22 protein-coding genes are annotated in these 24337 nt (G+C 70.6%); 10 read left to right on the forward strand and 12 right to left on the reverse strand.

What is annotated here, in order from left to right; genetic code table 11:
- Positions 1-49 precede the first annotated feature (49 nt).
- Positions 50-1027 (forward strand): LacI family DNA-binding transcriptional regulator, encoded by a 978-nt coding sequence (locus tag ABZX61_RS21630; RefSeq protein ID WP_350741225.1) that lies wholly within the window; start codon positions 50-52, stop codon positions 1025-1027.
- Here the strand turns inward: ABZX61_RS21630 and ABZX61_RS21635 are convergent.
- Genes ABZX61_RS21635 through ABZX61_RS21660 form a run of 6 tightly spaced genes read right to left on the reverse strand, consistent with a single transcriptional unit; the run spans position 1024 to position 9864 of the window.
- A complete protein-coding gene (locus ABZX61_RS21635) occupies positions 1024-2463 on the reverse strand; it encodes an FGGY-family carbohydrate kinase (protein WP_355196995.1) in 1440 nt (479 codons plus the stop codon). The genes ABZX61_RS21630 and ABZX61_RS21635 overlap by 4 nt on opposite strands.
- The gene (locus tag ABZX61_RS21640; protein ID WP_355196997.1) at positions 2463-3434 is read right to left on the reverse strand and encodes a substrate-binding domain-containing protein; all 972 of its coding nucleotides are present in this window, start codon (positions 3432-3434) and stop codon (positions 2463-2465) included. The genes ABZX61_RS21635 and ABZX61_RS21640 overlap by 1 nt, the downstream gene beginning before the upstream one ends.
- Positions 3431-4486 (reverse strand): ABC transporter permease, encoded by a 1056-nt coding sequence (locus ABZX61_RS21645; RefSeq protein WP_355196999.1) that lies wholly within the window; start codon positions 4484-4486, stop codon positions 3431-3433. The genes ABZX61_RS21640 and ABZX61_RS21645 overlap by 4 nt, the downstream gene beginning before the upstream one ends.
- Positions 4483-5988: a sugar ABC transporter ATP-binding protein gene (locus ABZX61_RS21650; RefSeq protein ID WP_355197001.1), complete on the reverse strand. Its 1506-nt coding sequence runs from the start codon at positions 5986-5988 to the stop codon at positions 4483-4485. The genes ABZX61_RS21645 and ABZX61_RS21650 overlap by 4 nt, the downstream gene beginning before the upstream one ends.
- Positions 5985-8459, reverse strand: a complete 2475-nt coding sequence (locus ABZX61_RS21655; protein WP_355197003.1) for a glycoside hydrolase family 172 protein — start codon at positions 8457-8459, stop codon at positions 5985-5987. Before ABZX61_RS21655 ends, ABZX61_RS21650 begins: the two co-directional genes overlap by 4 nt.
- On the reverse strand, positions 8449-9864 hold the full coding sequence (locus tag ABZX61_RS21660) for an L-fucose/L-arabinose isomerase family protein (protein ID WP_350741214.1): 1416 nt from the start codon (positions 9862-9864) through the stop codon (positions 8449-8451). Before ABZX61_RS21660 ends, ABZX61_RS21655 begins: the two co-directional genes overlap by 11 nt.
- 1420 nt (positions 9865-11284) lie before the next feature.
- Here ABZX61_RS21660 and ABZX61_RS21665 point away from each other — a divergent pair.
- From ABZX61_RS21665 to ABZX61_RS21685, 5 genes are all read left to right on the forward strand, one after another.
- A complete protein-coding gene (locus ABZX61_RS21665) occupies positions 11285-12634 on the forward strand; it encodes a sugar ABC transporter substrate-binding protein (RefSeq protein ID WP_355197005.1) in 1350 nt (449 codons plus the stop codon).
- 406 nt (positions 12635-13040) lie between these two features.
- Positions 13041-13988 carry a sugar ABC transporter permease gene (locus ABZX61_RS21670; RefSeq protein WP_355197007.1) on the forward strand — a complete coding sequence of 316 codons (948 nt, stop codon included), beginning with the start codon at positions 13041-13043 and terminating at the stop codon, positions 13986-13988.
- On the forward strand, positions 13978-14775 hold the full coding sequence (locus ABZX61_RS21675) for a carbohydrate ABC transporter permease (RefSeq protein ID WP_355197009.1): 798 nt from the start codon (positions 13978-13980) through the stop codon (positions 14773-14775). The genes ABZX61_RS21670 and ABZX61_RS21675 overlap by 11 nt, the downstream gene beginning before the upstream one ends.
- Before the next feature lie 11 nt (positions 14776-14786).
- On the forward strand, positions 14787-15878 hold the full coding sequence (locus ABZX61_RS21680; protein WP_355197011.1) for a glycoside hydrolase family 172 protein: 1092 nt from the start codon (positions 14787-14789) through the stop codon (positions 15876-15878).
- Between the two features lie 38 nt (positions 15879-15916).
- Positions 15917-16918, forward strand: coding sequence for a LacI family DNA-binding transcriptional regulator (locus ABZX61_RS21685; RefSeq protein WP_355197013.1), 1002 nt, complete (start codon positions 15917-15919; stop codon positions 16916-16918).
- 4 nt (positions 16919-16922) lie between these two features.
- On the opposite strand, the gene ABZX61_RS21690 is transcribed toward ABZX61_RS21685, so the two are convergent.
- The 4 genes from ABZX61_RS21690 to ABZX61_RS21705 form a co-directional block, all read right to left on the reverse strand.
- On the reverse strand, positions 16923-17348 hold the full coding sequence (locus tag ABZX61_RS21690; RefSeq protein WP_355197015.1) for a nuclear transport factor 2 family protein: 426 nt from the start codon (positions 17346-17348) through the stop codon (positions 16923-16925).
- An 85-nt stretch (positions 17349-17433) separates the two neighbouring features.
- The gene (locus ABZX61_RS21695; RefSeq protein WP_355197016.1) at positions 17434-17571 is read right to left on the reverse strand and encodes a hypothetical protein; all 138 of its coding nucleotides are present in this window, start codon (positions 17569-17571) and stop codon (positions 17434-17436) included.
- Between the two features lie 13 nt (positions 17572-17584).
- Positions 17585-18340 (reverse strand): SDR family oxidoreductase, encoded by a 756-nt coding sequence (locus ABZX61_RS21700; RefSeq protein WP_355197018.1) that lies wholly within the window; start codon positions 18338-18340, stop codon positions 17585-17587.
- Positions 18341-18483: 143 nt separating this feature from the next.
- Positions 18484-19125, reverse strand: coding sequence for a TetR family transcriptional regulator (locus ABZX61_RS21705; protein WP_350741196.1), 642 nt, complete (start codon positions 19123-19125; stop codon positions 18484-18486).
- 300 nt (positions 19126-19425) lie between these two features.
- On the opposite strand from ABZX61_RS21705, the gene ABZX61_RS21710 reads away from it, so the two are divergent.
- The 4 genes from ABZX61_RS21710 (at position 19426) to ABZX61_RS21725 (ending at position 22193) form a co-directional block, all read left to right on the forward strand.
- Positions 19426-20646, forward strand: coding sequence for a cytochrome P450 (locus tag ABZX61_RS21710; RefSeq protein WP_355197020.1), 1221 nt, complete (start codon positions 19426-19428; stop codon positions 20644-20646).
- A gap of 14 nt (positions 20647-20660) precedes the next feature.
- On the forward strand, positions 20661-20855 hold the full coding sequence (locus ABZX61_RS21715) for a ferredoxin (protein WP_350741192.1): 195 nt from the start codon (positions 20661-20663) through the stop codon (positions 20853-20855).
- 57 nt (positions 20856-20912) lie between these two features.
- On the forward strand, positions 20913-21119 hold the full coding sequence (locus ABZX61_RS21720; RefSeq protein ID WP_355197022.1) for an aldehyde dehydrogenase family protein: 207 nt from the start codon (positions 20913-20915) through the stop codon (positions 21117-21119).
- 108 nt (positions 21120-21227) lie between these two features.
- Positions 21228-22193 carry a metallophosphoesterase gene (locus ABZX61_RS21725; RefSeq protein WP_355197024.1) on the forward strand — a complete coding sequence of 322 codons (966 nt, stop codon included), beginning with the start codon at positions 21228-21230 and terminating at the stop codon, positions 22191-22193.
- A 38-nt stretch (positions 22194-22231) separates the two neighbouring features.
- Here ABZX61_RS21725 and ABZX61_RS21730 read toward each other — a convergent pair whose 3' ends face one another.
- Positions 22232-23230 carry an oligopeptide/dipeptide ABC transporter ATP-binding protein gene (locus ABZX61_RS21730; protein ID WP_355197025.1) on the reverse strand — a complete coding sequence of 333 codons (999 nt, stop codon included), beginning with the start codon at positions 23228-23230 and terminating at the stop codon, positions 22232-22234.
- Positions 23214-24215: an ABC transporter ATP-binding protein gene (locus tag ABZX61_RS21735; protein ID WP_355197027.1), complete on the reverse strand. Its 1002-nt coding sequence runs from the start codon at positions 24213-24215 to the stop codon at positions 23214-23216. Before ABZX61_RS21735 ends, ABZX61_RS21730 begins: the two co-directional genes overlap by 17 nt.
- Between the last annotated feature and the right edge of the window lie 122 nt (positions 24216-24337).

Below are 24337 nucleotides of genomic sequence, written 5' to 3' on the forward strand. Positions count from 1 at the left end.
CTGCGGCGAGGAGGGGCGCGGGGCTCCGCGATGGTAGAAACTTGGTGCGATGCCCACTATCTACGATGTCGCACGGGAGGCCGGCGTGTCCGCCGCCACCGTTTCCCGCGTGCTCAACGGCGCCCAGACCGTCGACCCCGCCATGGTCGCCCGGGTGCTCACGGCGGTCCGCGAGCTCGGCTACCGCCCCAACGCGGTCGCGCGCAACCTGCGGCGCAGCCGTACGTCACTCTGGGCCGTGATCATCTCCGACATCGGCAACCCGTTCTTCACCTCCATGGTGCGCGGCGTCGAGGACGTCGCACAGCAGGAGGGCTACTCGGTCGTGCTGTGCAACAGCGACGAAGACCCGGCCAAGGAGGAGACCTACGTCGCGGCGGCGCTGAGCGAGCAGATGGCCGGCGTCATCATCTCCTCCTCGGGCAGCGTCAAGGCGGCCAAGACGCTCATCGACTCGCCCGTGCCCGTCGTCGCCGTCGACCGCGAGCTGCCCAGGGGCGCCGTGGACACGGTGGTGGTCGACAACGAGAGAGGCGCGCGCACGGCCACCGAGCACCTGCTCGCGGCCGGATACCGGCGGATCGCGTGCATCGCGGGGCCCGAGGGCGTGAGCACCGCCGACCTGCGCCTGCGCGGCTACACGACGGCGCTGCCGGGTGACCCTGTGATCGTCCGCGCGGACTTCCGCGAGCAGGGGGGTTACGACGCCATGGCCGCACTGCTGTCCTCTCCCGAGCCTCCCGACGCGGTCTTCGTGGCCAACAACCTCATGACGGTGGGCGCGCTGCGCTGCCTGACCGAGCGCGGGGTGGACGTGCCCGGGCAGGTCGGCCTGGTCGGCTTCGACGAGATCCCGTGGGCGGACCTGGTGCACCCGTCGCCGTCGACGGTGACGCAGCCGACGTACGAGCTGGGCCGCATGGCCGCCCGCCTGCTGGTCGACCGCATCGCCACCCCGGCCGCCAAGCCCGCCACGATCGTCCTGCCCGCCGAGCTCCATCCCCGCGAGAGCTCCACCCCCCGTTAACGGCTCGCGAGCTCGTGGGCGATGTGGGAGGTGGAGTCGTACAGGTCCCGGTAGAGCCCGTACAACCGCGCGTAGTCCTCGGCGGCGGCCGGGTCGGGCGCCACGACGGACGCCACCGGGTTCCAGCCCGCGCACGAGACGCCGCAGGCCTGGGCCGCCAGCATGGCGTCGCCGAAGGCGGCGCCCACCGTGTGGGTGGACAGGACCTGCTCCTGCTGGAGCACGTCGGACACGATCCGCGTCCACAGCCCGCCCTTGGTGCCGCCGCCCACCGCGACCAGCCGCTTGGCCGACCCGCCCGCTGAACGCATGGCCTCCAGATTGTGCAGCACGCCGAAGGCGGTCGCCTCCAGCGCGGCCCGGTACAGGTGGCCGCGCCCGTGCCGCAGCGTCAGCCCGATGAGGGTGCCGCGCGCGTCCGGGTCGAAGAGAGGCGTGCGTTCTCCCGCGAAGTACGGCAGCATCAGCAGCCCCTCCGCCCCGCGCCCCACCGCCGCGGCCTCGGCCGTGAGCGACTCGAACGAGGCGCCGGTCAGGTCGCGCAGCCATCCGGTGACGGCGCCCGACGTGGCCATCCCGGCCGCCAGGTTGTACGTCCCCGGCGAGACCCCCACGGTCCCCCACAACTGCGGCGAGACGGCCCGCGAGGCCAGCACCTCGACCAGGAACATCGTCGTCCCGTACATGAGCATGACGTCGCCCGGCGAGGTCGCCCCCACGCTCAGCGCCTCGGCCCACGCGTCGATGGTCCCGGCCACCACCGGGATCCCCTTCGGGAGCCCGGTGGTGGCAGCGGCCGCCTCCGTCACAGTGCCGACGACGTCGCCGCTCCACGCGAGCGCGGGCAGCTCCAGCTCGGGGAAGAGCTCCCAGTCGTCGATCCACTCGTGGGTACGGGTGTCGTACAGGGGCGTGCACTGGCTGGCCGCGTGATGGTCGAGCACGTACGCGCCGGTCAGCCGGTACGCCAGCCACGAGTGCGCCATGAAGATCCGCCGCGTCCGTGCCCACACCTCGGGCTCGTGGGTGCGCAGCCATTCCAGCTTCGGCCCCACCGCCTGGGAGGTCAGCGGCGACCCGCACCGCTCCAGGATCGCGGAGGCGCCGTACCGGGAGGTCTGCGCCGCGATCTCGGCGGTGGCCCGGGTGTCCACCCCGTAGAGGATCGCGGGCCGCAGCGGCGTGCCGTCCTGCGCGCAGGGCAGCACGCACGGGCCGATCCCGCTCAGCCCGACGGCGGCGACGTCCGGGCGGGCCAGCTCCGCCAGGATCGAGGTGAAGTCGGCCCACCAGACGTCCTGCGCCGAGTGCTCGAACCAGCCCGGCCGTGGCGAGGCGGTGCGGTGCTCGCGGACCGCCGTCGCCACGACCGTGCCGTCGGCCGCCACGAGCACCCCCTTGGAGCTGGAGGTGCCGATGTCGACTCCGAGGAACATCAGTTCTGCCCCGACAGGTCGAACTGCTTGTAGAGCTCGGCCGCGTTGTCCTTGGTGACCTGCGTGGTGCCGAGCACCTGCTTCTTCTCGACCTGCCGGCCGTGCAGGATCTTGTTGACGGTGTCGGCCGCCTCCTGCGCGCCCGTCGGGTAGATGAACGTGGCCGAGAGCTGGCCGAGCTGGACCGCGCGGATGCCGCCGTCGGGGATGGCCAGGCCGTCGATGCCGATGAACTTGATCTTGTCGGCCTTGCCCGCCGCCTGGGCCGCCAGGTACGCGCCCAGCGCCATCGGGTCGTTGTGCCCGTACACGAGGTCGATCTGCTCGTGCTGGGCGAGCCACTGCTGCATGATCGGGGTGGCCTGCTCCTTCACCCACTTGCCCTCGCGGTCGGCGATGATCTTGATCTTGGGGTTGGCCGCGACGGCCTCGCGGAAGCCCTTGTCGCGGTCGATCTGCGGCTGGTTGGACATGATGCCGCGCAGCTCGACGATGTTGCCGCCGTCCGGCAGCAGCCTGACCGCCTCCTCCCCCGCCTTCCTGCCGATGAGCACGTTGTCGCCGCCGATGAAGGCGGTGTAACAGTCGGTGTTCACGGTGCGGTCGAGGACGATCACGGGGATCTTGGCGTCGCAGGCCTGCTGCACGGCCGCCGTCAGCGGCGCGGGCTCGGTGGGCGAGACGATGAGCGCGTCGACCTTCTGGGTGATGAAGTTCTGGACCTGGGAGACCTGCGTGGCGCTCGACTGCTTGGCGTCGGCGATCGGCAGCAACTCGATGTCCGGATATTTCTTGAAAAAGTGCTGCAGCTGCAGGTTGAGCTGGGCCCGGTACGGCTCGGCGTTGTTCGACTGCGAATAGCCGACGACGAACTTCTTCTTCTCACCTGACGACGCCGACGGCGCGGGCGCCTTGGACGCGCACGCGGCGGCCAGGAGCGCGCACAGCGCGATGGTGATGGTCTTCTTCATGATCGAGACCCTCCTCGGAAGATCTTGAAGAGATCGGGACGCTGCAGGACGACCGCCACGACGACGATCAGTCCCTTGATGACGAGCTGCCAGTTGTCGCTGACCGCGTTGAGGCCGAGCACGTTGTCCAGGAGCGTCAGGATGAGCGCCCCCACGAACGTGCCGGCGATGGTGCCCTTGCCGCCCGCCAGCGACGCCCCGCCGATGACGGCGGCGGCGATGGCGTCCAGCTCGAACGACTGCCCGGCCTGGGGGTCGGCCGAGGCGCTGTAGGCGGCGTCGATCGGCCCGGCGAAGCCGGCGAGCATGCCGGACAGGGTGAAGACGGCGATCGTGACCGCCGTGACGTTGACGCCGGACAGCCGGGCCGCGGTGGGGTTGCCGCCGACGGCGTACACGTGCCGGCCGAACCGGGTCTTCGTCAGGATCAGGTGGAAGACAACGCAGACCACGATGAAGGCCAGCACCGGATAGTAGATGCGATCAAAGAGGTTGTGCCCGGGGGTGCCGAACAGCTGGAACGCCTCAGCCTGCGGCGTCAGCTTCCCGTCGGCCGCGGCGATCTGGGTGCCGACGCTGACGTTGTCGCTGACCTGCCGGTCGAGCCCGCGTACGACCGAGAGCATGGCCAGGGTCATGACGAACGACTGGATGCGCAGCCAGGCCGTGCCGGCGCCGTTCAGGAACCCGAAGAGGGCTCCCACCGCCATGCAGATCGGCACGATCTGCCACGGCTCCAGCGAGAACTTGGCGAGCATCATCGCGGCCGTCATCGACGCGATGCCCAGCAGCGAGCCCACGGACAGGTCGATGCCGCCGGTCAGGATCACCAGCGTGACGCCGACCGCCAGGATGCCGCGGGAGGCGAAGGCGCCGATGGCGTTGGTGAGGTTGGTCTCGTTCAGGAACATCTCGCCCTTGGTGGCGATCCCCACGGCGAGGATCAGCACCAGGCCGATGTACGCCTGCGCGGCCCCGAGGGCGGAGAGCGTGCGCCGCATCCGGCTCTCCCCCGGCGCCCGCACGGGCGGCGCGGTCTTCGTGGTTGTCATAGGGTCACCTGCTGTCTTGCCATGGCGGCCTCGAGGATCGCCTCCTGCGTCGCCTGGCCTCTCGGGAACTCGGCGGTGATGCGGCCCTCGCAGAGCACGAGGATCCGGTCGCACATGGCGAGCAGCTCGGGCAGCTCGGAGGAGGCCACGAGCACGCCCTTGCCCTCGGCGGCCAGCGACGACATGAGCGCGTGGATCTCCGCCTTGGCGCCCACGTCGATGCCGCGCGTGGGCTCGTCCATGAGGATCAGCGAGGGCGCCGTGAGCAGCCACTTGGCCAGCACGACCTTCTGCTGGTTGCCGCCCGAGAGGTTGCCGACGGTGAAGCGCAGCCCGGGCGTCTTGACCCGCAGCGCGCGCACCTGCTGCTCGACGGCCGCGCCCTCGCGCCGCCGGTCCACGGTCCAGAACCGCAGGTAGCGCCTGAGCGATGACAGGCTCGCGTTGAAGGCCACGCTGTTGCCCAGCACGAGGCTCTGCGCCTTGCGGTCCTCGGCGACCAGCGCGACACCGCGCTCGATCGCCTGCTTGGGGCTCCTGGGACGGTACGGCGCGCCGTGCAGGCTGATCGATCCCTCCGACGGCCGGTGCACGCCGAAGATCGATTCGAGCAGCTCGCTGCGCCCGGCGCCCATGAGCCCGGCCACGCCGACGATCTCCCCGGTGCGCACGGTCAGCGAGATGTCCCGTAGCGCCGTGCGCCCGGTGTCCCGGTCCCCCGGCACGCGGAGCCCCTCGACCCGCAGCAACTCGTCACCTTCGGTGGCGCCGTCGGCGCGCGGGAACATCTCGCCCAGGGGGCGGCCGACCATCATCTGGATGAGCTCGTCCCGGTTGATGCCGGTGCGCTCGCCGATGTACTGGCCGTCGCGCAGCACGACGACCCGGTCGGCGATCTCCTCCAGCTCCTCCAGCCGGTGCGAGATGTAGATGACGGCCACGCCGCGCCCGGTCAGGTCGCGGATGACCTCGTACAGCCGCTGCACCTCCGCGTCGGCCAGGGCCGAGGTGGGCTCGTCCATGACCAGGACGCGGACGTTCTGCGACAGGGCCTTGGCCACCTCGATGAGCTGGCGTTCGGCGATCTTGCACTGTTTGACGAGTGTGCGCGGCGACAGGTCGAGCCCGAGGCCGCGCAGCAGCTCGGCGGTGCGCGCCTCGGTGACCTTGCGGTCGAGGAGCGCGCGTTCCCGGCCGAGGAAGATGTTGTCCGCGACGGACAGCTCGGGCACCAGGTTGAGCTCCTGGTGGATCATGGCGATCCCGTGCCGCCGCGCGTCCTTGGGCGAGTGGATGCGCGCCACCTCGCCGCCGATCTCGATCTCGCCCTCGTAGTCCTTGAACACCCCGGCCAGGATGTTCATCAGCGTGGACTTGCCGGCGCCGTTCTCCCCGAGCAGGGCCACCACCTCGCCCTCCGCCACGGTGAGCGACACCCCGTCGAGGGCCCGCACGCCGGGGAAGGACTTGCCGATGGCCCGCATCGCCAGGACGGTGGTCACCGGAGGCTCCACGCCGTGTAGGAGGCCGCCGACCAGGGGGTCTTCGGGGCCAGCTGGACGGTGATCTCCCGCTGCCCGCGGGTGACGCCCGCCGGGATCTGGTAGACGTCCTCCAGCCACCTGCGGGTCCGGTTGCCCAGCGGCTGCACCCAGTCGGCCAGCCGCCGCCCGTTGACGGTGACCTCGGCGTGCTGTCCGGCGACGCTCTGGTCACTCGTACGGCGCAGCTCGACGCCCTGGTTGTTCCGGTCGATCGTGAGCCGGAACGTGACCGGGGCCTGCGTGACCCGCTGGGTGGCCCTGAGCGTGACGGGGTTCCTGAAATCGCCCTCGAACGCGGACTCCAGCGTGGTGACCTCACCCTGGCCGGTGTAGCCGTGCTGGCGCTCGCTCGCCGGGTCGCCGACCGTCAGCGAGTCCGTCTGCGCCGTGGCGCTCCGGTCGGAGCCGTACCAGTAGGCGGTGGAGGAGTAGACGCCTTCGACGTCGTTCGTCCAGCCGTGCTCGATGTCGAACGTCAGCGAACCCGCGAACGGCACGGCGTCGCCGATCATCAGCCGGTACGCGCCGGTGCAGTCGTTCTCCGCCGGGCAGCCGGTCGCCGGGGCCAGGTGGGCGGTGTTGCCGTGGAACGGGGTGCTGAAGGTCTCGCGGTTGAAGTACCAGCCCGCCTGGTAGAAGTCCTCGGTGCCGGTGCCGTGGATCTGCGGGGTGCGCGAGCCGTCCACGTAGACGCGCTCGTCGCCTTCCAGGTAGTTGCGGTTGGTCGGGCCGCGCATGGTGTGGCTGATCCCGACGAACTTGCCCTGCGCGCCGGAGACCCGAAGGAAGGGCCAGCTCGTGCCGGGGGTGGTGCCGCCGGCGCGGGACTGCGTCCTGAAATAACCGACATTTCCTGATACGGGGCGGTTGGCTGACGTGACCGTCGCCCGGCCTTCGATCGTGCGGCCGGAGTCGTTGAACAGCTCGACCGTCGCGCCCGTCCGGTACGGCATCGGCCACCACGCGCTGAGCGTGCTGGTCGCGGCGTCGACCGCGTACATGAGCGACTTGACGGGCAGCATCGCGTGCCCGCTGCCGAAGAACTCGCCGGCCGGCGAGTCGACCGTGCGCCGGCCGTCGAACGTGATCCGCAGCCGCAGCCCCTGAAGGATCTCCTGCGCCGTCCTGATCTTCGCCAGCTGGGGCTGGTCCATCGGGAAGGCGAAGGTCCGCTCGCCCTGCCACGTCTGCGCGACGATCGTGTAGTGGTGCGCGGCCTCGTCGGCCGCGTCGCCCACGTCCACGGTGTCGGTACGCTTGCCGGCGCTGTCCACCCAGTACGTGAACTCGTTGTAGTCGAGGTCCGACGAGGCGAACACGTTCTTGATCGTGATCTGCGACTTGCCCTTGGTGGCACTGGCCGGCAGGTCCACGACCTCCTCGGCCCACATCCCGGCGGCGCCCAGCCTGCTCGGCGGCCACTGGGCCACCTGCTGGCCGTCCACCAGGACCTTGGCGACCTGCCTGCCGATGGCGGGGTCGATGCGCCTGGTCAGCCGCACGCCGTCGTTGGCGGGGTCGATCTTCACCGTGAACTCGCTGGAGCCGTTCCGGCCGAACGCGCGGCCCTCGTCGGCCTCGGTCTCAGGCAGCACCTGCTCGGCCTGGGGCAGCTTCAGCTTGATCGCCGACAGCAGGCCGGCGCCCTGGGTGCGCGCGACCCGTACCGACTGGCCGGGCGCGAGGCGGATCGCGGCGTCCTGGGAGCGCGCGCCCGGGACGGCGGGCTTGGGGTCGCCGCCCGCCTTGAGCCGGTCGATGACGTCCTGCGCCTTGTCGGCCGGGTCGAACGTGCTCACGCCCTCGGCGTCGGCGAACGTGCGGTAGCTGACATGGTGGAAGAGCGGGTTGTGCTCGGTGGTGATGCGCATCGAGCGGGTGAACGGCATCGGCACCTCGACGTAGACGCCGCCGGAGCTCTGGTCGGCGTTGCCCACGAGGGGGTAGGCGAAGGGGGCGCCGAGCTTGCCGTCCACCAGGTCCTGGAGGCTCGCGTCCACCACCTTCCTGCCGTCGAGCTCGACGGTGATCCTGCCGGTCCTGCTGACGTCGCCGCCGTCCCTGGTGAACCAGATGGCCTGCACCTCGCCGGCGCCGGTGTGCTCGGCGATCACGCAGCCCTGCTCGGTGGTGCTCAGGCACGAGTACGTGCCCTCGAACCCGTCGTTGTTGTCGCCGGTGCGGTCGAAGCTGGAGAACTGCTTGGTCTGCACGCCGACGGGCAGCTCGGGCAGCCGGTCGAGCCTGCGGTAGACGTCCCACCCGACGGGTCCCTTGGCACTCGCCTGCGCCTGCGCCGGTGCGCTGGGGCCTTTGGCGCTCGCGTGCGCCGGTGCGCTGGGGCCCTTGGCGCTCGCCTGCGCCTGCGCCGGTGCGCTCAACCCGCCCAGGACGAGCGCGGCCGCGAGGAGGAGAGGACTAAGCCGCATCGCCGAACCCCTCGAACTCGACGCCCAACTGCTTGCAGACCGCTTCCAGCTCGGCGATGTAGTCGCCGGGGACCGCATGGATGTGGTTGGAGCCGAACCGCCCGAGGAACTCGGTGGCCGGCACGTGCAGCCTGGTGAACGCGTGCGGCCACTCGAACGTGGACTGCCGGGCCATCGCCTCGTTGGTGGCGTCGTCGTACAGCTCGAAGTCGCCGCGCATCACGTGCATGCGGTACTGACCGTCCCTGCGGGTGAGGCGGGCGAACGTGGCGGCACCGGGCGCGGCGAGGTGGTGCACGCTCGCGCCGCCCGCCGGGAAGAAGAACACCTCGGGGTAGAAGTGCGTCCTGGCGAGGTTCTCCTCGGGGTCGTCGGACCTGGCCGCGTACCAGGTGGCGTGCTGGCCGGAGTTGCACAGGTCCCAGACGTCCTTGTCCGCGTGGTAGTGGCGGACGTCGGCGAAGAGCACCGGGTCGCCGCTCAGCAGCTTCAGGATCTGCATCGTCAGCGCGCCGTCCATGTCGGCCTCGGTGGCGCAGACGTGGGTGTCCTTCGGGCCTTCCCAGTCGTACGGGTCGTTGAGGAAGGCCTCGGCGAGGTCCATCGTGCAGAAGTGGGTGGTCAGCTCGGGCTGGCCCTTGATGCCGGAGAAGTCCAGGTTCCACTCGTCGATGAGCTCGCGCATCGCGTAGTACGTGCGGATCTGGCGTTCGAGCAGGTCCGGCGTGAGCTGCTTGCCGTCGTAGTGCACGTTCCCCTTGGCCTCGAGCCACTGGCGGGCCTGGGTGACCCGCGCCTGGGAGGCGTTCTCACTCCGCCGGACGATCTCCCACTGGTCGATCTCCTCGACGTCGACGCCGAACGTACGCATCCACTGGTCGGTGTTGGCGACGGCGGTGTACATGCCCATCGGCCGGCCGCCGATCCGGCCGAACGTCGAGCCGCGCAGGCCCCGGACCGCCTGGGCGGCCCGCACCTCGGTCAGCACGCGCTCCCTGACGGCGGGGTCGTCGATGTCTCCCCAGGCGCGGGCGTGCACCCGGCCGATCTGGTCCAGGCCACCGCCGCCGGCGAGCATGCCGACCATGCCGGGCTGCGCGGGGTCGATGTTCGCCATGAGCAGCAGCGGTCCTGGGGTGGACTCGGCGGCCAGCATGGTGAAATGCGGGAAGGCCCAGACCGCGTAGTTGAAGATGGTCAGATCGGGCCGGCGATCGGCCAGCCACCGCGCCTGCGACGTGGCCAGCTCGTTGGTCCACACGATCTCCGGCGCCACGATGACCTCGTGGCCCTCCTTGCGCAACGCCTCCGCGAGGGCGGTGGTGGCGTGGGTGATGTGCTCAACGAGATCGCGGGCGACGAAGTCCCGCCCGTCCGAGATGCTCAGCACTCCGATACGTGCCACGGGTTGTCCTCCATGCGAGAAATCGATTGCTCAGAAATCGATTTCCCTCAACCTAGATCCGACCTTTTGACCCGTCAATCCCGCTTCACATCACAGAATCACAACGGTGAACCGATTTCTCAAACCCGACGCCGCGGCCCCACCGGCTCACCGTCGCGGACGACCAGCAGCCGCCACATCTCACCCCAGCGCCCCGTCCACCCGAGCCCGACCGCCAGCACACCGGTCACTCCCCGACGCCGGCCCGGACCTCCCGCACGCCGGGCACCCCCAGCGGCGGCCCCGGCCTTCGCACGTCGGGCACCTCGCTCACTCTTCCCCACCTCGCGGCTTCCCCCGCTTCCATCACCTCGCCCGGCTTCCATCACCTCGCCCGGCTCCCGCGCTTCCCCGCCTCCGCCGCCTCGCGCCTCCCGCGCTTCCCTCACTCGCGCAGCTCCCGCGCGCCCCCCGTCTCCCATGCCTCCCCCGTTCGGCCACCTCACGGGCCTTCGCCTCCTACGCTTCCTGCACCTCCCGCGCTTGCCGCGTCACACCGCGTCCGCGCCGCCCCGGCACCCCCCGCCGAGGGGTCGGTGCGGCGAATCGGCGGAGCTCGGCCCCTCGCATCGCCGGGCATGCGCGTGCACCCGCCCCCGTCGACTCAGCACCGCGACCGACACCCTCCATGGCGACCCGCTGGCGACCGGTGCCAGCCCGGTCGGTTCGCTGGGAGCCGGGGCCGGCGAGACGGCGGAGCTCGGTCGCGGCGGTCGGCTGCTCAGCGGATTCGGCGCCATCGGGTCCAGGCGCCATCGAGCCCAAGCGACGTCGAGCCTAAGCGGCCACGAGTCCAGGCGGCGTGGGTCCAGGCGCCATCGGACCCAGGCGCCGTCGGATTCACGCGGCGTCGGATTCACGCGGCGTCGGATTCACGCGGCGTCGGACCCAGGCGGTTTACGGGAGCAAGCGGCTACGGGAGCAGCGCCGTCGCTTCCCGCGAACAGCGCCGCACCACCTCGCCCTATCCGGGCACCCTCCAGGGCATGTCGTGCCGCACCGCCCGACAGCCCTCCTCGCCGCGCAGGCATCCGCTCCCGACGGCGGCCCGCACCTCGGCGCCTGAGCCCCGTCGCGACGGCATCAGCACGACGGGCGGGAGGCCGGGCGGGAGGCCGGGCGGGAGGACGGGCGGGAGGACGGGGGGTCGCCAGCCGGTTCTCGTGGAGGGCGGCGGTCGCGGTGTTGAGCCGACAGGGGGACGCGCCATCGTGGCGGCGGTTGCCGACCGGAGCGGGGTTGCAGGTCTCGGGGAGATATCGATTCCCGGATTCGGCAAGCTGTAGCAGGAACTTCTTGACGCTGGCCGCACCGACGCCTACCTTTCTGGGAAATCGATTGCTCACCCCCCGAGCTTTCTGCAAGATCAGGAGGATGCGACATGTCGGCTTTCGAGAGGGTGACCCGCCGATCTCTGCTGCGTGGCGGCGCCGTCGTCTTAGGGTCGGCGATGGCGGCACCGCTGCTGTCCGCGTGCGGGGGCGGCGGGAAGACCGGCAACGCCAAAGAGCTGACGTTCTGGAACTTCTACGGCCCCAACCCGCAGGCCGACGCGCAGAGCAAGTGGTTCACCGACCTGGTGACGGCGTGGAACGCCAACAACGAGGTCAAGGTCAAGCTCCACTACCTGCCCGTCTCCGAGTACCTCGCCGGCACGGCGCTGCAGACCGCGTTCTCCGCCGGTCAGGGGCCGGACATCTTCCTGCTCAGCCCCGGCGACTTCCTCCGCTACCACAACGGCGGCGTACTGGCGGATCTCACGCCGCACCTCAAGCCCGACCAGATCGCCGACTTCGACGGCGGCGTGCTCGACACGCGCAAGGTGGACGGCAAGATCTACGGCCTGCCGATGGAACAAGAGCCGCTGGCCATGTACTACAGCATCGACGCCTTCGAGAAGGCGAAGCTGGCCGAGGGTGACCTCCCCCAGACCTGGGACCAGCTGCTGGACGTGGCCGCCAAGCTGACCACCAAGGACCAGTTCGGCATCCTCTTCGAGACCATCCCCGGCTACTACCAGAACTTCACCTGGTACCCGTTCATGTGGATGGCCGGCGGCTCGGCCGTGCCGGGGAGCGGCGGGGCCGGGTTCAACGCGCCCGGCGTACACCAGGCGCTGAAGCTCTGGCAGGACGCGGTCAACAACAAGGTCGCGCCGCGCAAGCCGCAGGGCGACGGCGCGGGCAACGCCCCGGCGAACCTCGCAAGCGGGTCCGTCGGCATGCAGCAGAGCGGCATCTGGTCGGTGTCGCAGCTGGAGCAGGAGAAGAAGGACTTCAAATACGGGGTGTTCCGGCTTCCCGTTCCCGAAGGCGGGACTTACACCACCGACATCGGCGGGTGGGCGTTCGTCGCCAACGCCAAGGGGGCGAATCCGGAGGCGGCTGCCAAGTTCATCGCCTGGGCGCTGGGCGCCACCGACGCGGCCGGCGTCGAGCGCGGCCGGCAGTGGAACATGGTCGTCAAGACGAACCTGCCGGCCCGCAAGTCCGTCCAGGAGGCGGCCAAGGCGGCGGGGGCGTTCGACAAGCCGGCGCTCAAGGTGTTCCTGGAGCAGGTGGTGCCGGGCGGCCGGGGCGAGCCCCGCTACACGCCCGAGGTGTACAAGGCCGTCTCGGACGCCATCCAGGCCACCCAGCTCGGCGGGGTGGACCCGGCCAAGGCTGCGGCGGACGCCGCCGCCAAGATCGACACCTTCCTGAAGGGCTACAAGGGTGCGGCCATGCTCTGACGCCCTCGCGGGCGCCACCCCACGGCCACAACTGTCCGGCCGGGCGATGGACGCGCGGCCATGCTCTGCCACCCGCACGGGCGCCACCCCACGGCCACTACCGTCCGGCCGGGCGATGGGCGCGCGGTCATGCTCTGCCACCCGCACGGGCGCGACCCCACGGCCACTGCCGTCCGGCCGGGCGATGGGCGGAAGATCATGCTCTGACGCCTTCGCGGGCGCCACCCCACGGGCCACAACTGTCCGGCCGGGCGACGGACGTGCGGTCATGTTCCAGCCGGGCCTCGGTGACGCGGCCGGAGGGTCGCGCCGCGACAGTCCGGTTGGGGGCAGGCGCCCGCGTGTCCCCAGTAAAAACGCGCCGGAGGTACCCGGCGACCGGCCCTCTGAGCGAAAGGCGGTAGTCGTGGCCACATTGGTCGACCCGGGTACGGCGGTCGCCGGCGAGGCCGTGCCCCGCGTGTGGTGGACCCGGCGCAGGAGAGAGGCCCTGGCCGCGTACGCGTTCGTCGCGCCCGACCTGCTCGGCCTGCTCGTCTTCGTCGGCCTCCCCATGGTGCTGGCCGTCGGCGTCTCGCTGTTCAGCGTGGACGGGTTCGGCGGCTACACGTACGTCGGCCTGGACAACTTCCGCCAGATGGCCGAGGACGCGCAGCTCTGGCAAAGCGTCAAGGTCACGCTGACGTACATGGTGACCTTCGTCCCCATCGGGTTCGTCGTCAGCCTCGGGCTCGCGCTGCTGGTCCGCGACCACTTCCCCGGCGTCGGCCTGGTGCGCACGATGTTCTTCCTGCCGCACGTCATCAGCCTCGTCGTGGTCGGCGTGGTGTGGCAGTTCCTGCTGGCCGACAAGCAGGGCGCGGTGCCCGCGCTGCTGCGTCCGGTGGGCCTGGGCGACGTGTCGTTCCTGGGCAACCCCGCGCTGGCGCTCGGGTCGCTGGTGGTGATCAGCATCTGGTTCCTCATGGGGTATCAGATGCTGATCCTGCTGGGCGGGCTCAAGGACATCCCCAAGGAGTACGAGGAGGCGGCGCGCGTCGACGGGGCCACCTCGTGGCAGCGCTTCCGCCATGTCATCTGGCCGCTGCTCCGGCCGACCAGCTTCTTCGTGCTGGTCAACTCGACCGTCGGCGCGGTGACCGGCCTGCAGGCCTTCGACCTCGTCTACGTGCTGACCAAGGGCGGTCCGGCCAACAGCACGTCCAGCGTGGTCTTCTACATCTACCAGCAGGCCTTCACCTTCAACAACTACGGCTACGCGGCGGCGCTGACCACGGTCGTGGTCGGGTTCCTGGTCGTGGCCACGGGGCTGATGTTCGGGCTCACGAAGGGAGGCAGGTTCGATGTCGGTTAGGCTGCGCGCCCTCGTCGGGTACGTGCTGGCGGCCGTCACGGTGGCGCCGCTGGTCTGGCTGCTGGTGACGGTGCTGAAGCCGGCGGACGAGCTGTTCGAGGTGGCGCTGCCCAGCCGCTTCACCCTGGACAACCTGCTCTACGTGCTGACCGAGGTGCCCATCGGCAGGTACATGCTCAACAGCCTCGTCGTCTCCGTGGCCGTCACGGTGGTCGCGCTCGTGCTGCACTCGATGGCCGCCTACGCGCTGGCCCGGCTGCGCTTCCCCGGGCGGCAGATGATCTTCTCGATGATCGTCTCCACGCTGCTGGTGTCGCTGCCGGTGATCCTCGTCCCGCTGTTCCTGGTGGCCAGGCAGCTCGGGCTGCTCGACACGTACGCGGGGCTGATCCTGCCGGCGATCTTCCACGCGTTCGGGATCTTCCTGCTCCGGCAGTACTACCTGACGATCCCGCGCGAGCTCGAAGAGGCTGCAGATCTCGACGGATGCGGATATTTCCGGCGCTGGTGGCAGGTGGTCGTGCCGCTCAGCCGGCCTGTGCTCGCCTCGCTCGCCGTGCTGTTCTTCCTGGCCAACTGGAACGCGTTCCTCTGGCCCTTGACCGCCACCCGCGACCCCGAGCTGCGCATGGTGCAGGTCGGCATCGCCACCCTCCAGGGCCAGTACGGCTCGGCTTGGAACTACGTCCTGGCCGCGACGGTGATCGCGGCCGTGCCCACCTTGATCGCGTTCGTGCTCGGCCAGCGCCGCCTGGTCGAGGCGATCAAGACCTCCGGATTGAAGTGAATGAGGATCATATGAGCTACGGAAACCACGGCAGCAGCCTGCGTGACCTGCCCCGCCTGCGGTCGTCCAGGCGCAAGCGGGTCTCCAGCTACGACCGCACGGGCGGCAACGAGGACCGGCTGACCGTCGAGGCCGGCACCACCGTGACCCTGGCCGACATCGAGGGCCCCGGCTCGATCAACCACATCTGGTGCACGGTGGCGCTCCCGCTGAAGGACGTGCCGGACGCGGTGGACGTCGACTACCTGCGCAGGCTCGTGCTGAAGATCACCTGGGACGACCAGGAGCACCCCAGCGTGCTGGTGCCGCTCGGCGACTTCTTCGGCATGGGCCACGCCAAGACCGCGAACTTCGTCTCCGCGCCGCTGCAGATGAGCCCGCAGGACGGCAAGAGCTTCAACTCGTGGTTCCACATGCCGTTCGCGAGCCGCGCGAAGCTGGAGCTGATCAGCGAGCTGTCGGCCGAGCCGGTCTTCTTCTACTACTACGTCGACTACGAGCTGTTCGACTCGGCGGCCGAGGACCTCGGCTACTTCCACGCGCAGTGGCGGCGCGAGCGGCCCACCGACGGGGTTCCGCAGGGCACGCAGAGCAACCGCGAGTACCAGGTCGAGGGCATCAACGACACGGGCGACGGCAACTACGTCATCCTCGACGCCGAGGGGCGCGGCCACTACGTGGGCTGCGTGCTCAACATCCGCAACCTGCGCGAGACCAGCGACTGGAACTGGTACGGCGAGGGCGATGACATGATCTTCATCGACGGAGAGCCGTTCCCGCCCTCGCTGCACGGCACCGGCACCGAGGACTACTTCAACACCGCCTGGTGCCCGACGCAGACCTACCACGCGCCGTACCACGGCATCACCCTGCCCGGCGGGGACAACTGGAGCGGCGAGATCTCCCTCTACCGCTTCCACGTCGAGGACCCGATCACGTTCACCGAGTCCATCAGGGTGACGATCGAGCACGGCCACGCCAACAAGCGCTCGGACGACTTCTCCTCGGTCGCGTACTGGTACCAGACGCTGCCGCACAAGCCGTTCGGGCTCGCGCCGGTGGCGGAGCGGTTGCCGTTCCCGCCGCCGCCCGCCCTGGCGTAATCGATTTCTCCTGCCCGTGTCTCCGAGATCGGACGAGGTTGATCAAGATCCAAGATGTCGCGCGGCACGCCGGGGTCTCCGCCGCGACGGTCTCCCGCGTGCTCAACGGCCGTTCCACGGTCAACCCGGAACTGGCGGGACGGGTGCTCGCGGCCGTGCGGGAGCTCGGCTACCGGCCCAACGGGGTGGCGCGCAATCTCAGGCGCAGGCAGACGACGTTGTGGGCGGTGCTGGTCTCCGACGTCGGCAACCCGTTCTTCACCTCCCTGGTACGGGGGGTGGAGGACGGGGGCCGGCAGTTCGGGTACTCGGTGGTCCTGTGCAACACCGACGAGAACCGGGCCCGGGAGGCGGAGTACATCGCGGTGGCGCTGGCCGACAACATGGCCGGCGTGATCATCTCTCCGGCTGACGACTCGACGGACATCTCCGCCCTGGTCGCCGCCGGCACCGCCGTCGTCACCATCGACCGCGAGCTTGCCGAGACCGAGGTCGACGCGGTGATGGTGGACAACGAGAAGGGCGCGGAGATGGCGACCGCGCACCTGCTGTCGTCCGGTTACCGGCGGATCGCGTGCATCACGGGCCCGCGGCGGATGTCCACCGCCATGCGGCGGCTGCGCGGCTACCACCGGGCGCTGCGCGCGGCCGGCGTACCGGTGGATCGTGCCCTGGTGCGGCACGCGGACTTCCGGGAGGAGGGCGGCTACTCGGCCATGGCCGCGCTGCTGGACGAGGGGGTGGAGATGGACGCCGTGTTCGCGGCCAACAACCTCATGACGGTGGGGGCGGTGGAGTGCCTGACCGAGCGGGGGGTGCCGATCCCCGAGCGGGTGGGGGTGATCGGGTTCGACGACATCCCGTGGGCCCGGCTGTTCCGGCCGGGTCTGAGCACGGTCCGGCAGCCGACGTACGAGCTGGGGCGGGCGGCGGCGCAACTGCTGGCCAGCCGGATCGACAACCCGGCCCGGCCGGCGGCCCGGATGGTGCTGCAGACGGAACTGCACCCCCGCGAAAGCTCCCGCCCCCGGCACGACTGAGAGCTCAGGGCCGGCGGCCGCCGAGGGCTCGCGCGACCGTGAGGCTGTCCTCGTAGATGTGGTAGCGGGTGATGAGCCCGTCCTCGACGGTGAGGTGCAGCGCGAACGGCGAGGTGTACGCGACGCCACCGGCGCGTACCGTCTGCGCGATCTCACCGAGCACGACGGCGTGCGTCCCGTCGACCAGGATCCGCGCCACCGACGTGCCGTTCAGCTCGGGCACGTGGTGGGCCTCCAGCGAGCGGAAATGGTCCGCCACGTCGGCCCGGCTGGACCGAGGCCGGATCCACGGCACCGCGGGATGCCCCTCGGCAGGCCAGTCGAGCTGCCAGTCGACCGGCTCGGCGAACAACTCCGCGGTGCGGGGATGATCGCCCTTGGCCATCCTGCGCAGCAGCTCCTCCACGACGTCACGGGTGTCAGCACTCATGCCGCAACCCTCTCGGCAAAGACACGGGACGTCGATTACCTCCGAGATAATGGGCACGGCGGTCACCCGCCAGGCCGTCCGACCGTCAGCGCCGGGCCCCGACCGCGGCACGGGCCCCCTCCGCCGAGAGGGCCGGCGCGGCGGCCTCGCCGATGCCCGACGACGCTCCGGCGACCATGGCTCCGGTGACCAGGGCGACTTTTGCGTGCAACGGGTTGCTCACGTGCCTCCTTCGGCTATTTGCCGGTCGTGTTCCGGCCGAGCCAGTCGCGGTAGCTGATCGTGCCGAGGACGGCGCCGTCCTCCGGAACCAGCGACCGCTCGCTCAGCTCGCTGCCGAAGTAGCGCGCGTGCGGGTCGGTGACCACCTCGCGCGGATCGCCCCAGGCGGTCAGCGCCTGGCGGAAGAACTCGTCCATCCGGTACTCCTTGGGCCCGGCGATCTCGACCCTGCCGTTCAACGGCGCTCCGACCGCGGTCCGGCCGACCGCCTGGGCCACGTCGTCACCCGCGATCGGCTGGAACAGCACGGGCGCGATGTGCACCTTGCCATCCGTCGTGGCCTCGTCGGCGATGCCCCGGGCGAACTCGAAGAACTGGGTCGAGTGCACGAGCGAGAACGGGATGCCCGACTTCACGATCAGCTGCTCCTGAGCGATCTTCGCCGCGAAGTAGCCGTTGTCCGGCATCCGCTCCGTACCGACGATCGACACCGCGACGTGGTGGCCCACGCCCGCCGCCGCCTCCGCCGCGAGCAGGTTGCCCGTGGAGGTCTCGAAGAAGTTCAGCACCGCGGCCCGCTCGAACGACGGCGAGTTCGACACGTCGACCACCACCTGCGCACCCGCCAGCACCTCGGCCAGCCCTTCGCCGGTCAGCGTGTTGACGCCCGTGTTCGGTGCCGCCGCCACCGCCTCGTGACCGTGCTCGCCCAGCTTCGCCACCAGCTTCGACCCGATCAGGCCCGTCCCGCCGATTACCACGATCTTCATTGCGATCCTTCCGCTCCGCCGGGCCACCTCGTCGCCACCCGGTCGCCAGCTAAGACCGGACAGCCTCCGGGCTTGTGACAGCCGCGGCGAAATTCCTTCACAGCCGAGGGACGATCTCTCCGGTCAGCGTGGTGGAGAAGGAGCTACGGCGTGCCCCGGACGGGGGCCTGCCACATCGCGACGATCGCGTCGATCAGGCCGTCGGCCGTGTCGTCCCAGGTGGGCCGGAAGGTGGGCGCGTGTTCGGCCAGGGCCCGTTCCCGCTCGACGCACATCTGCACGATGAGGTGGCGGGCCATGGTGGTGCGTTCGCGGTGGAGGCCGGCGGGCCGGCCGGGCATGCACCGGGCCAGGCCGTCGCTGAAGAGCCGCAGCACCGGGGCGGCGGTCAGGGCTTCGTCCACCATGATCGCGTTGAACGCGGGGTCGGCCATGACCTGGGCGGTGAAGCGGGCGTACCAGGTGGGGCTGCCCAGGGTCTCCAGGTGTTCGGTGAGCGGGCGGACCAGGCAGGCGACCCAGTCGCGCAGGTCGGTGGAGCCGTCGATGTCGGCCATCATGCGTGCGCGGATGCGCTCGATCTGCTCGGCGTGCTTGCGCGCGATCGCGCGGATCAGGTCGGCCTTGGTGCCGAAGTGGTAGCTGACCGCGGCGTTGTTGCCCTGTCCGGCGGCCTCGCTGATCTGGCGGTTGCCGACGGCGTGCACGCCGCGTTCGGCGAACAGCCGCTCGGCCGCGGCCAGGAGCGCCTCCCGGGTCGCGCTGACCTGCTCGTCCCGTGTCATCTTGCTGATCATCGCCATTCACCGCACCGGGACTTTCGCGCAGCCCACCACGGCCCGGTCCCACAGGCCGCCGCAGGTCCTCGGCCGGGCCGGCGAGGCGTGACGGAAGGACAGCCTATTCAAGCGACGGACCGACGGTCGTCCCGTCGAGGGCTGCTCCGGCTTGACAGGCATCCGCCCCACGCTAGAGTTTAAATCAATCGGTTGATTTAAACCATCCGGCCGACGCGAGTGCGGGGATCGGCCAGGCCCGCGAGACGGCCCGTGAAGCTCGCTTGAAACGCGTTCCAGGAGGAAACAGTGACGACAATCCCGGAGTACGACATCGCCAGATCGGCGAAGTGCCCGCTGGACCCGGCGCCCGCGATGCGGGCGCGGCAGGAGGAGGGCCCGCTGTCCCGGGTCCGGCTGTGGGACGGCAGCGCCGCGTGGCTGGTCACCGGCCACGCCGAGCACCGCGCTGTGCTCGGTCACCCCAAGGTCAGCGTCGAGCCCGCGCGCGGCATCCCCCGGCTCTCCCCGGCGGAGGCCGCGACGATGGACAGCATGGCCAAGGCGGGCTCGGCGAGCCTCGGCTTCATCATGATGGACGATCCCGAGCATGCCCGCCTGCGGCGGATGGCGACCTCCGCGTTCACGGTCAAGCGGGTGGAGGCGATGCGCCCGGCCACGCAGGAGATCGCGGACGAGCTGATCGACCGGCTGCTCGCCGGCCCGAAGCCCGCCGACCTCGTCGAGGCGTTCGCGCTGCCGCTGCCCTCTCTGGTGATCTCCAACCTGCTCGGCGTCCCGTACGACGACCACGAGTTCTTCCAGGCCAACAGCAGGACCATCATCAACCGCAACTCGACCGCGGAGGAGCGCGGACAGGCCCAGCACCGGCTGGCCGAGTACCTGGACGGGCTGATCGGCGAGAAGCTCGCCAAGCCCGGCGACGACCTGCTGTCCGGGCTGGTCGAGCGGGTCAAGGCCGGTGAGCTGTCCCGGCAGGAGGCCGCCCGCATGGGCGTGCTGATGCTGTTCGCCGGCCACGAGACCACCGCGAACATGATCACGCTGGGCACCCTGGCCCTGCTGCAGGACCCCGACCAGCTCGCCCTCCTCCGCGAGAGCGACGACCCGAAGCTGATCGCCTCGGCGGTCGAGGAGCTGCTGCGCTACCTCACGATCACCCACGGCGGGCTGCGGCGGGTGGCGCTGGAGGACATCGAGATCGCCGGCCAGGTCATCCGGGCCGGCGAGGGCATCATCACGGTCAACGAGACCGCCAACCGCGACCCGTCCGTCTTCCCCGACCCGGACCGGCTGGACCTCCGGCGCAACCCCCGGCTGCACGTGACCTTCGGGTACGGGGTGCACCAGTGCCTGGGACAGCCGCTGGCGCGGATGGAGCTGCAGGTCGCCTACCCCGCCCTCCTACGGCGGATCCCCTCCCTGGCGCTCGCCGCCGAGCTGGAGCAGATCCCGTTCAAGCACGACGGGTTCGTCTACGGGGCCTACGAGCTGCCCGTCATCTGGTGACCGAGGAGGACGTCGTGAAAATCATCATCGAGCAGGACAAGTGCGTCGCGTCCGGTCAGTGTGTCATGGCCGCCGACGACGTGTTCGACCAGCGGGACGAGGACGGGGTCGTGGTCCTGCTGAACGACGACCCGTCGCCCGAGCGGCTGGCGGACGTGCGGCAGGCCGCCCTGGTCTGCCCCGCCCTGGCCATCACCGTCGAGGAGTGACCGAAGGCGGCCAGGGCCGATGCGAGTCCACCATCCCCCAGCAGGAAGGCAAGCGTCATGGACGATCGGCTGATGTACCGGCGTGAGTTCTACGTCGGAGGTGGGTGGGTCAAACCGGCGGGCGGCGAGGTGCTGAAGGTCGTCTCCCCGTCGAGCGAAGAGGTCGTCGGCGAGGTGCCGGTCGCGACCGTGGAGGACATGGACCGCGCCGTGGCCGCCGCCCGCGCCGCCTTCGACCATGGCCGTGGCGCCCGATCGGCCTGACCTCAGGATGGCCGGGATGAGGTCGGCCACGTCCATGTCAGCGAGCCGTTGGGGACTTGTCGACTTGGCGTAATGTCCGGGTTGTCGGGCTGTGCGGAGAATCGTCCCATGCGTAAATCTTCCGCTGCCGTCGCCGCGCTGATGGCAGCCCTGGTCGCCGGCACCGTCACTCCCGCGTCGGCCGATGCCCAGGAGACCGGCGGCCCGTCTCTCAGCTTCGCCCTGCTCGGCGACACTCCGTACGGCGCCGACCAGCGGGCGGCGTTCCCCGCGCTGGTCGACGCGGTGAACGCCGACCCGGACGTCCGCTTCGTCCTGCACGCCGGTGACGTCAAGGATGGCGCGTCCACCTGCGACGACGCGCGCTTCGCCGACCTGGCCAAGCTGTTCGGCACCTTCGACGACCCGTTCGTGCTGACCCCCGGCGACAACGAGTGGACCGACTGCCACCGCACCGCCGCAGGGGGCTATGTGCCCACCGAGCGGCTCGACGCGGTCCGCACGTTCTTCTACCCGAAGGCCGGTCACACGCTCGGCCGCAACCCGATCGGCGTGCGGACCCAGGCGTCCGACAGCCGGCACAGCGCCTACAGGGAGAACGTGCTGTTCCGCCGGCAGGGCGTCGTGTTCGCGACCGTGCACGTGGTCGGCAGCGAGAACGACCTGGCGCCGTGGTCCCAACTGCCGGGCGGCGACCGTCCCGACCTGCGACTGGCCGAGTTCACCGCGCGGAAGGCGGCGGCCCTCGACTGGATCGACACCGCCTTCGACACCGCACGGCAGACGAACGCGCCGGGTGTGCTGCTCCTGATGCAGGCCGAGCCGACCGACACTCCCGGGTTCTCCGAGATCCGCGCCCGGATCACCGACCGTGCCAAGGCGTACGGCAAGCCCGTCCTGCTCGTGCACGGTGACGAGCACGTGTACGAGGTGGAGCCCGGCTACGCGGGCGTCCCCAACCTGACGAGGCTGGAGACCTACGGCGTCACGGCGACCCAGTGGCTGCGCGTCACGGTCGAGCCCCGCTCGCGCGCGGTGTTCTCATGGCGGCCCCAGACGGTGCCCGCCTCCTGAAGGCCGCCGGCCCGGAGCACTCGCTCCGGGCCGCCGGCTCAGCCGCCCGGCCGTTCGGCATGGTGGCAGGCGGCGTAGTGGTCACCGACCGCCTCCAGCACGGGCTCGACCGCGGCGCACCGCTCGGTCGCCTTCCAGCAGCGCGTGTGGAAGCGGCATCCGGGTGGCGGCGCGACGGGGCTCGGCGGGTCGCCCGCCAGCATGATCCGCTGCCGGCCGCGTAGCCGGGGCTTCGGCACGGGCGCCGCGGAGAGCAACGCCATCGTGTACGGATGCGCCGGCTCCCCGTACACCCCGGCCGCGGGCCCGACCTCGGCCAGCCGCCCGAGGTACATCACGCCGACCCGGTGCGACACGTGCCGCACCACGGCCAGGTCGTGGGCGATGAACACCAGCGCCACGCCGAGCGTGCGCTGCAGCTCGGCGAAGAGGTTGACCACCTGCGCCTGCACCGACATGTCCAGCGCCGACACCGGCTCGTCGCACACGATCACGTCCGGTTCGGTGGCCAGCGCGCGGGCGATGCCGATCCGCTGCCGCTGCCCGCCGGAGAACTCGTGCGGGAACCGGTTCATCCGGTCGGGGGACAGGCCCACCAGCTCCAGCAGCTCGCCGACCCGCTCCCGCATGGCGCGCGCGTCCGGGCACAGCCGGTGTACCCGCAGCGGCTCGGCGACGATGTCATGCACCGTCATGCGGGGGTTCAGGGAGGTCAGCGGGTCCTGGAAGACCATCTGGACGCGCCGCCTGATGTCGCGCGGCACGCCGCCGCGGGCGAAGAACGGCCGGCCGCGGAAGGTGACCTCGCCCTGGTCAGGGCGTTCGAGGCCGACGAGCATGCGGGCCAGCGTGGACTTGCCGCAGCCCGACTCGCCGACGATGCCCAGGGTCTCGCCGGCACGCAGCTCCAGGTCCACGCCCGCGACCGCGCGCACGGCCCCGCCCCTGGACAGCATCCCGCCGCGGTAGGTCTTGTGCAGCCCGACGGCCTGCAACACGGGCTGGTCAGAGGCGGGCTGGTCAGACGCGGGCGGCATCGAGCATCTCCTCCGAGTGGTGGCAGGCGGCGTACCGGCCGGTGCCGGTCGGCAGCAACGTCAGTTCCGGGCGCGTGGTCGAGCACACCTCGCTCGCCCGCGCGCAGCGCGGCGCGAACGAGCACCCGGGCGGTACGCTCGCCGGGCTCGGCGGCGCCCCGGGGATGGCACGCAGCGACGCGGCCGGGCTGTCCAGGTCGGGGATGGCGGCCAGCAGCGCGTCGGTATAAGGATGGGCCGGCAGGTCGTACAGCTCGCCGACCTCGCCGCTCTCCACGATCCGCCCGGCGTACATCACCGCCACCCGGTCGCTGACCTCGGCCGCCACCCCCAGGTCGTGGGTGATGAGCAGCACGGCGGTACCCAGCTCGCGCCGCAGCCGGTCGATGAGCTCCAGGATCTGCGCCTGGACGGTCACGTCCAGCGCGGTCGTCGGCTCGTCGGCGATGATCAGGTCGGGTTCGAGCGCCACGGCCATGGCCACGAGGATGCGCTGGCGCATGCCGCCGGAGAACTGGTGCGGGTAGTCGTCCACGCGTGTGGCGGCGGCCGGGATGCCCACCAGGTCGAGCAGTTCGACCGCGCGGGCCCTGGCCTGCTTGCGCGAGGCGCCCCGGTGCACCCGGAACAGCTCCCCGACCTGGTCACCGACGCTGAGCACCGGATTGAGCGCCGACAGGGCGTCCTGGAAGACCAGCGTCATCGCGCTGCCGCGCAGGGCACGGCGCTCTTCGGCGGACATCGCCGTCAGGTCCCGGCCGCCGAGCCGGGTCGCCGCGGAGCGCACCCGGACGTTCGGGCCGTCGAGCAGTCCCATGACGGCCTTGGCGGTGACGGATTTGCCCGACCCCGACTCGCCCAGCAGCGCCAGTGTCTGGCCGCGTTCGATGGTCAGGTCCACGCCCCGCACCGCCGGGACCTCGCGTCCGTGGGCGGTGAAGGTGACGTGGAGGTCGCGGATCTCCAGGACGGGTGCCTCGCTCACTGCACCCCTTTCTCAGATGTGACGAAACTTGGCGTCGACTTAGCCGAAGTTGCCGAAAAACAACTCTCATATTGCCTTTCACGCCCGATCCTGGCAAGCTTCCTCGAAATCGGATGAAAGGG

It is taken from the genome of Nonomuraea sp. NPDC003709 (genome assembly GCF_040610775.1).
Lineage (GTDB): Bacteria > Actinomycetota > Actinomycetes > Streptosporangiales > Streptosporangiaceae > Nonomuraea > Nonomuraea angiospora_A.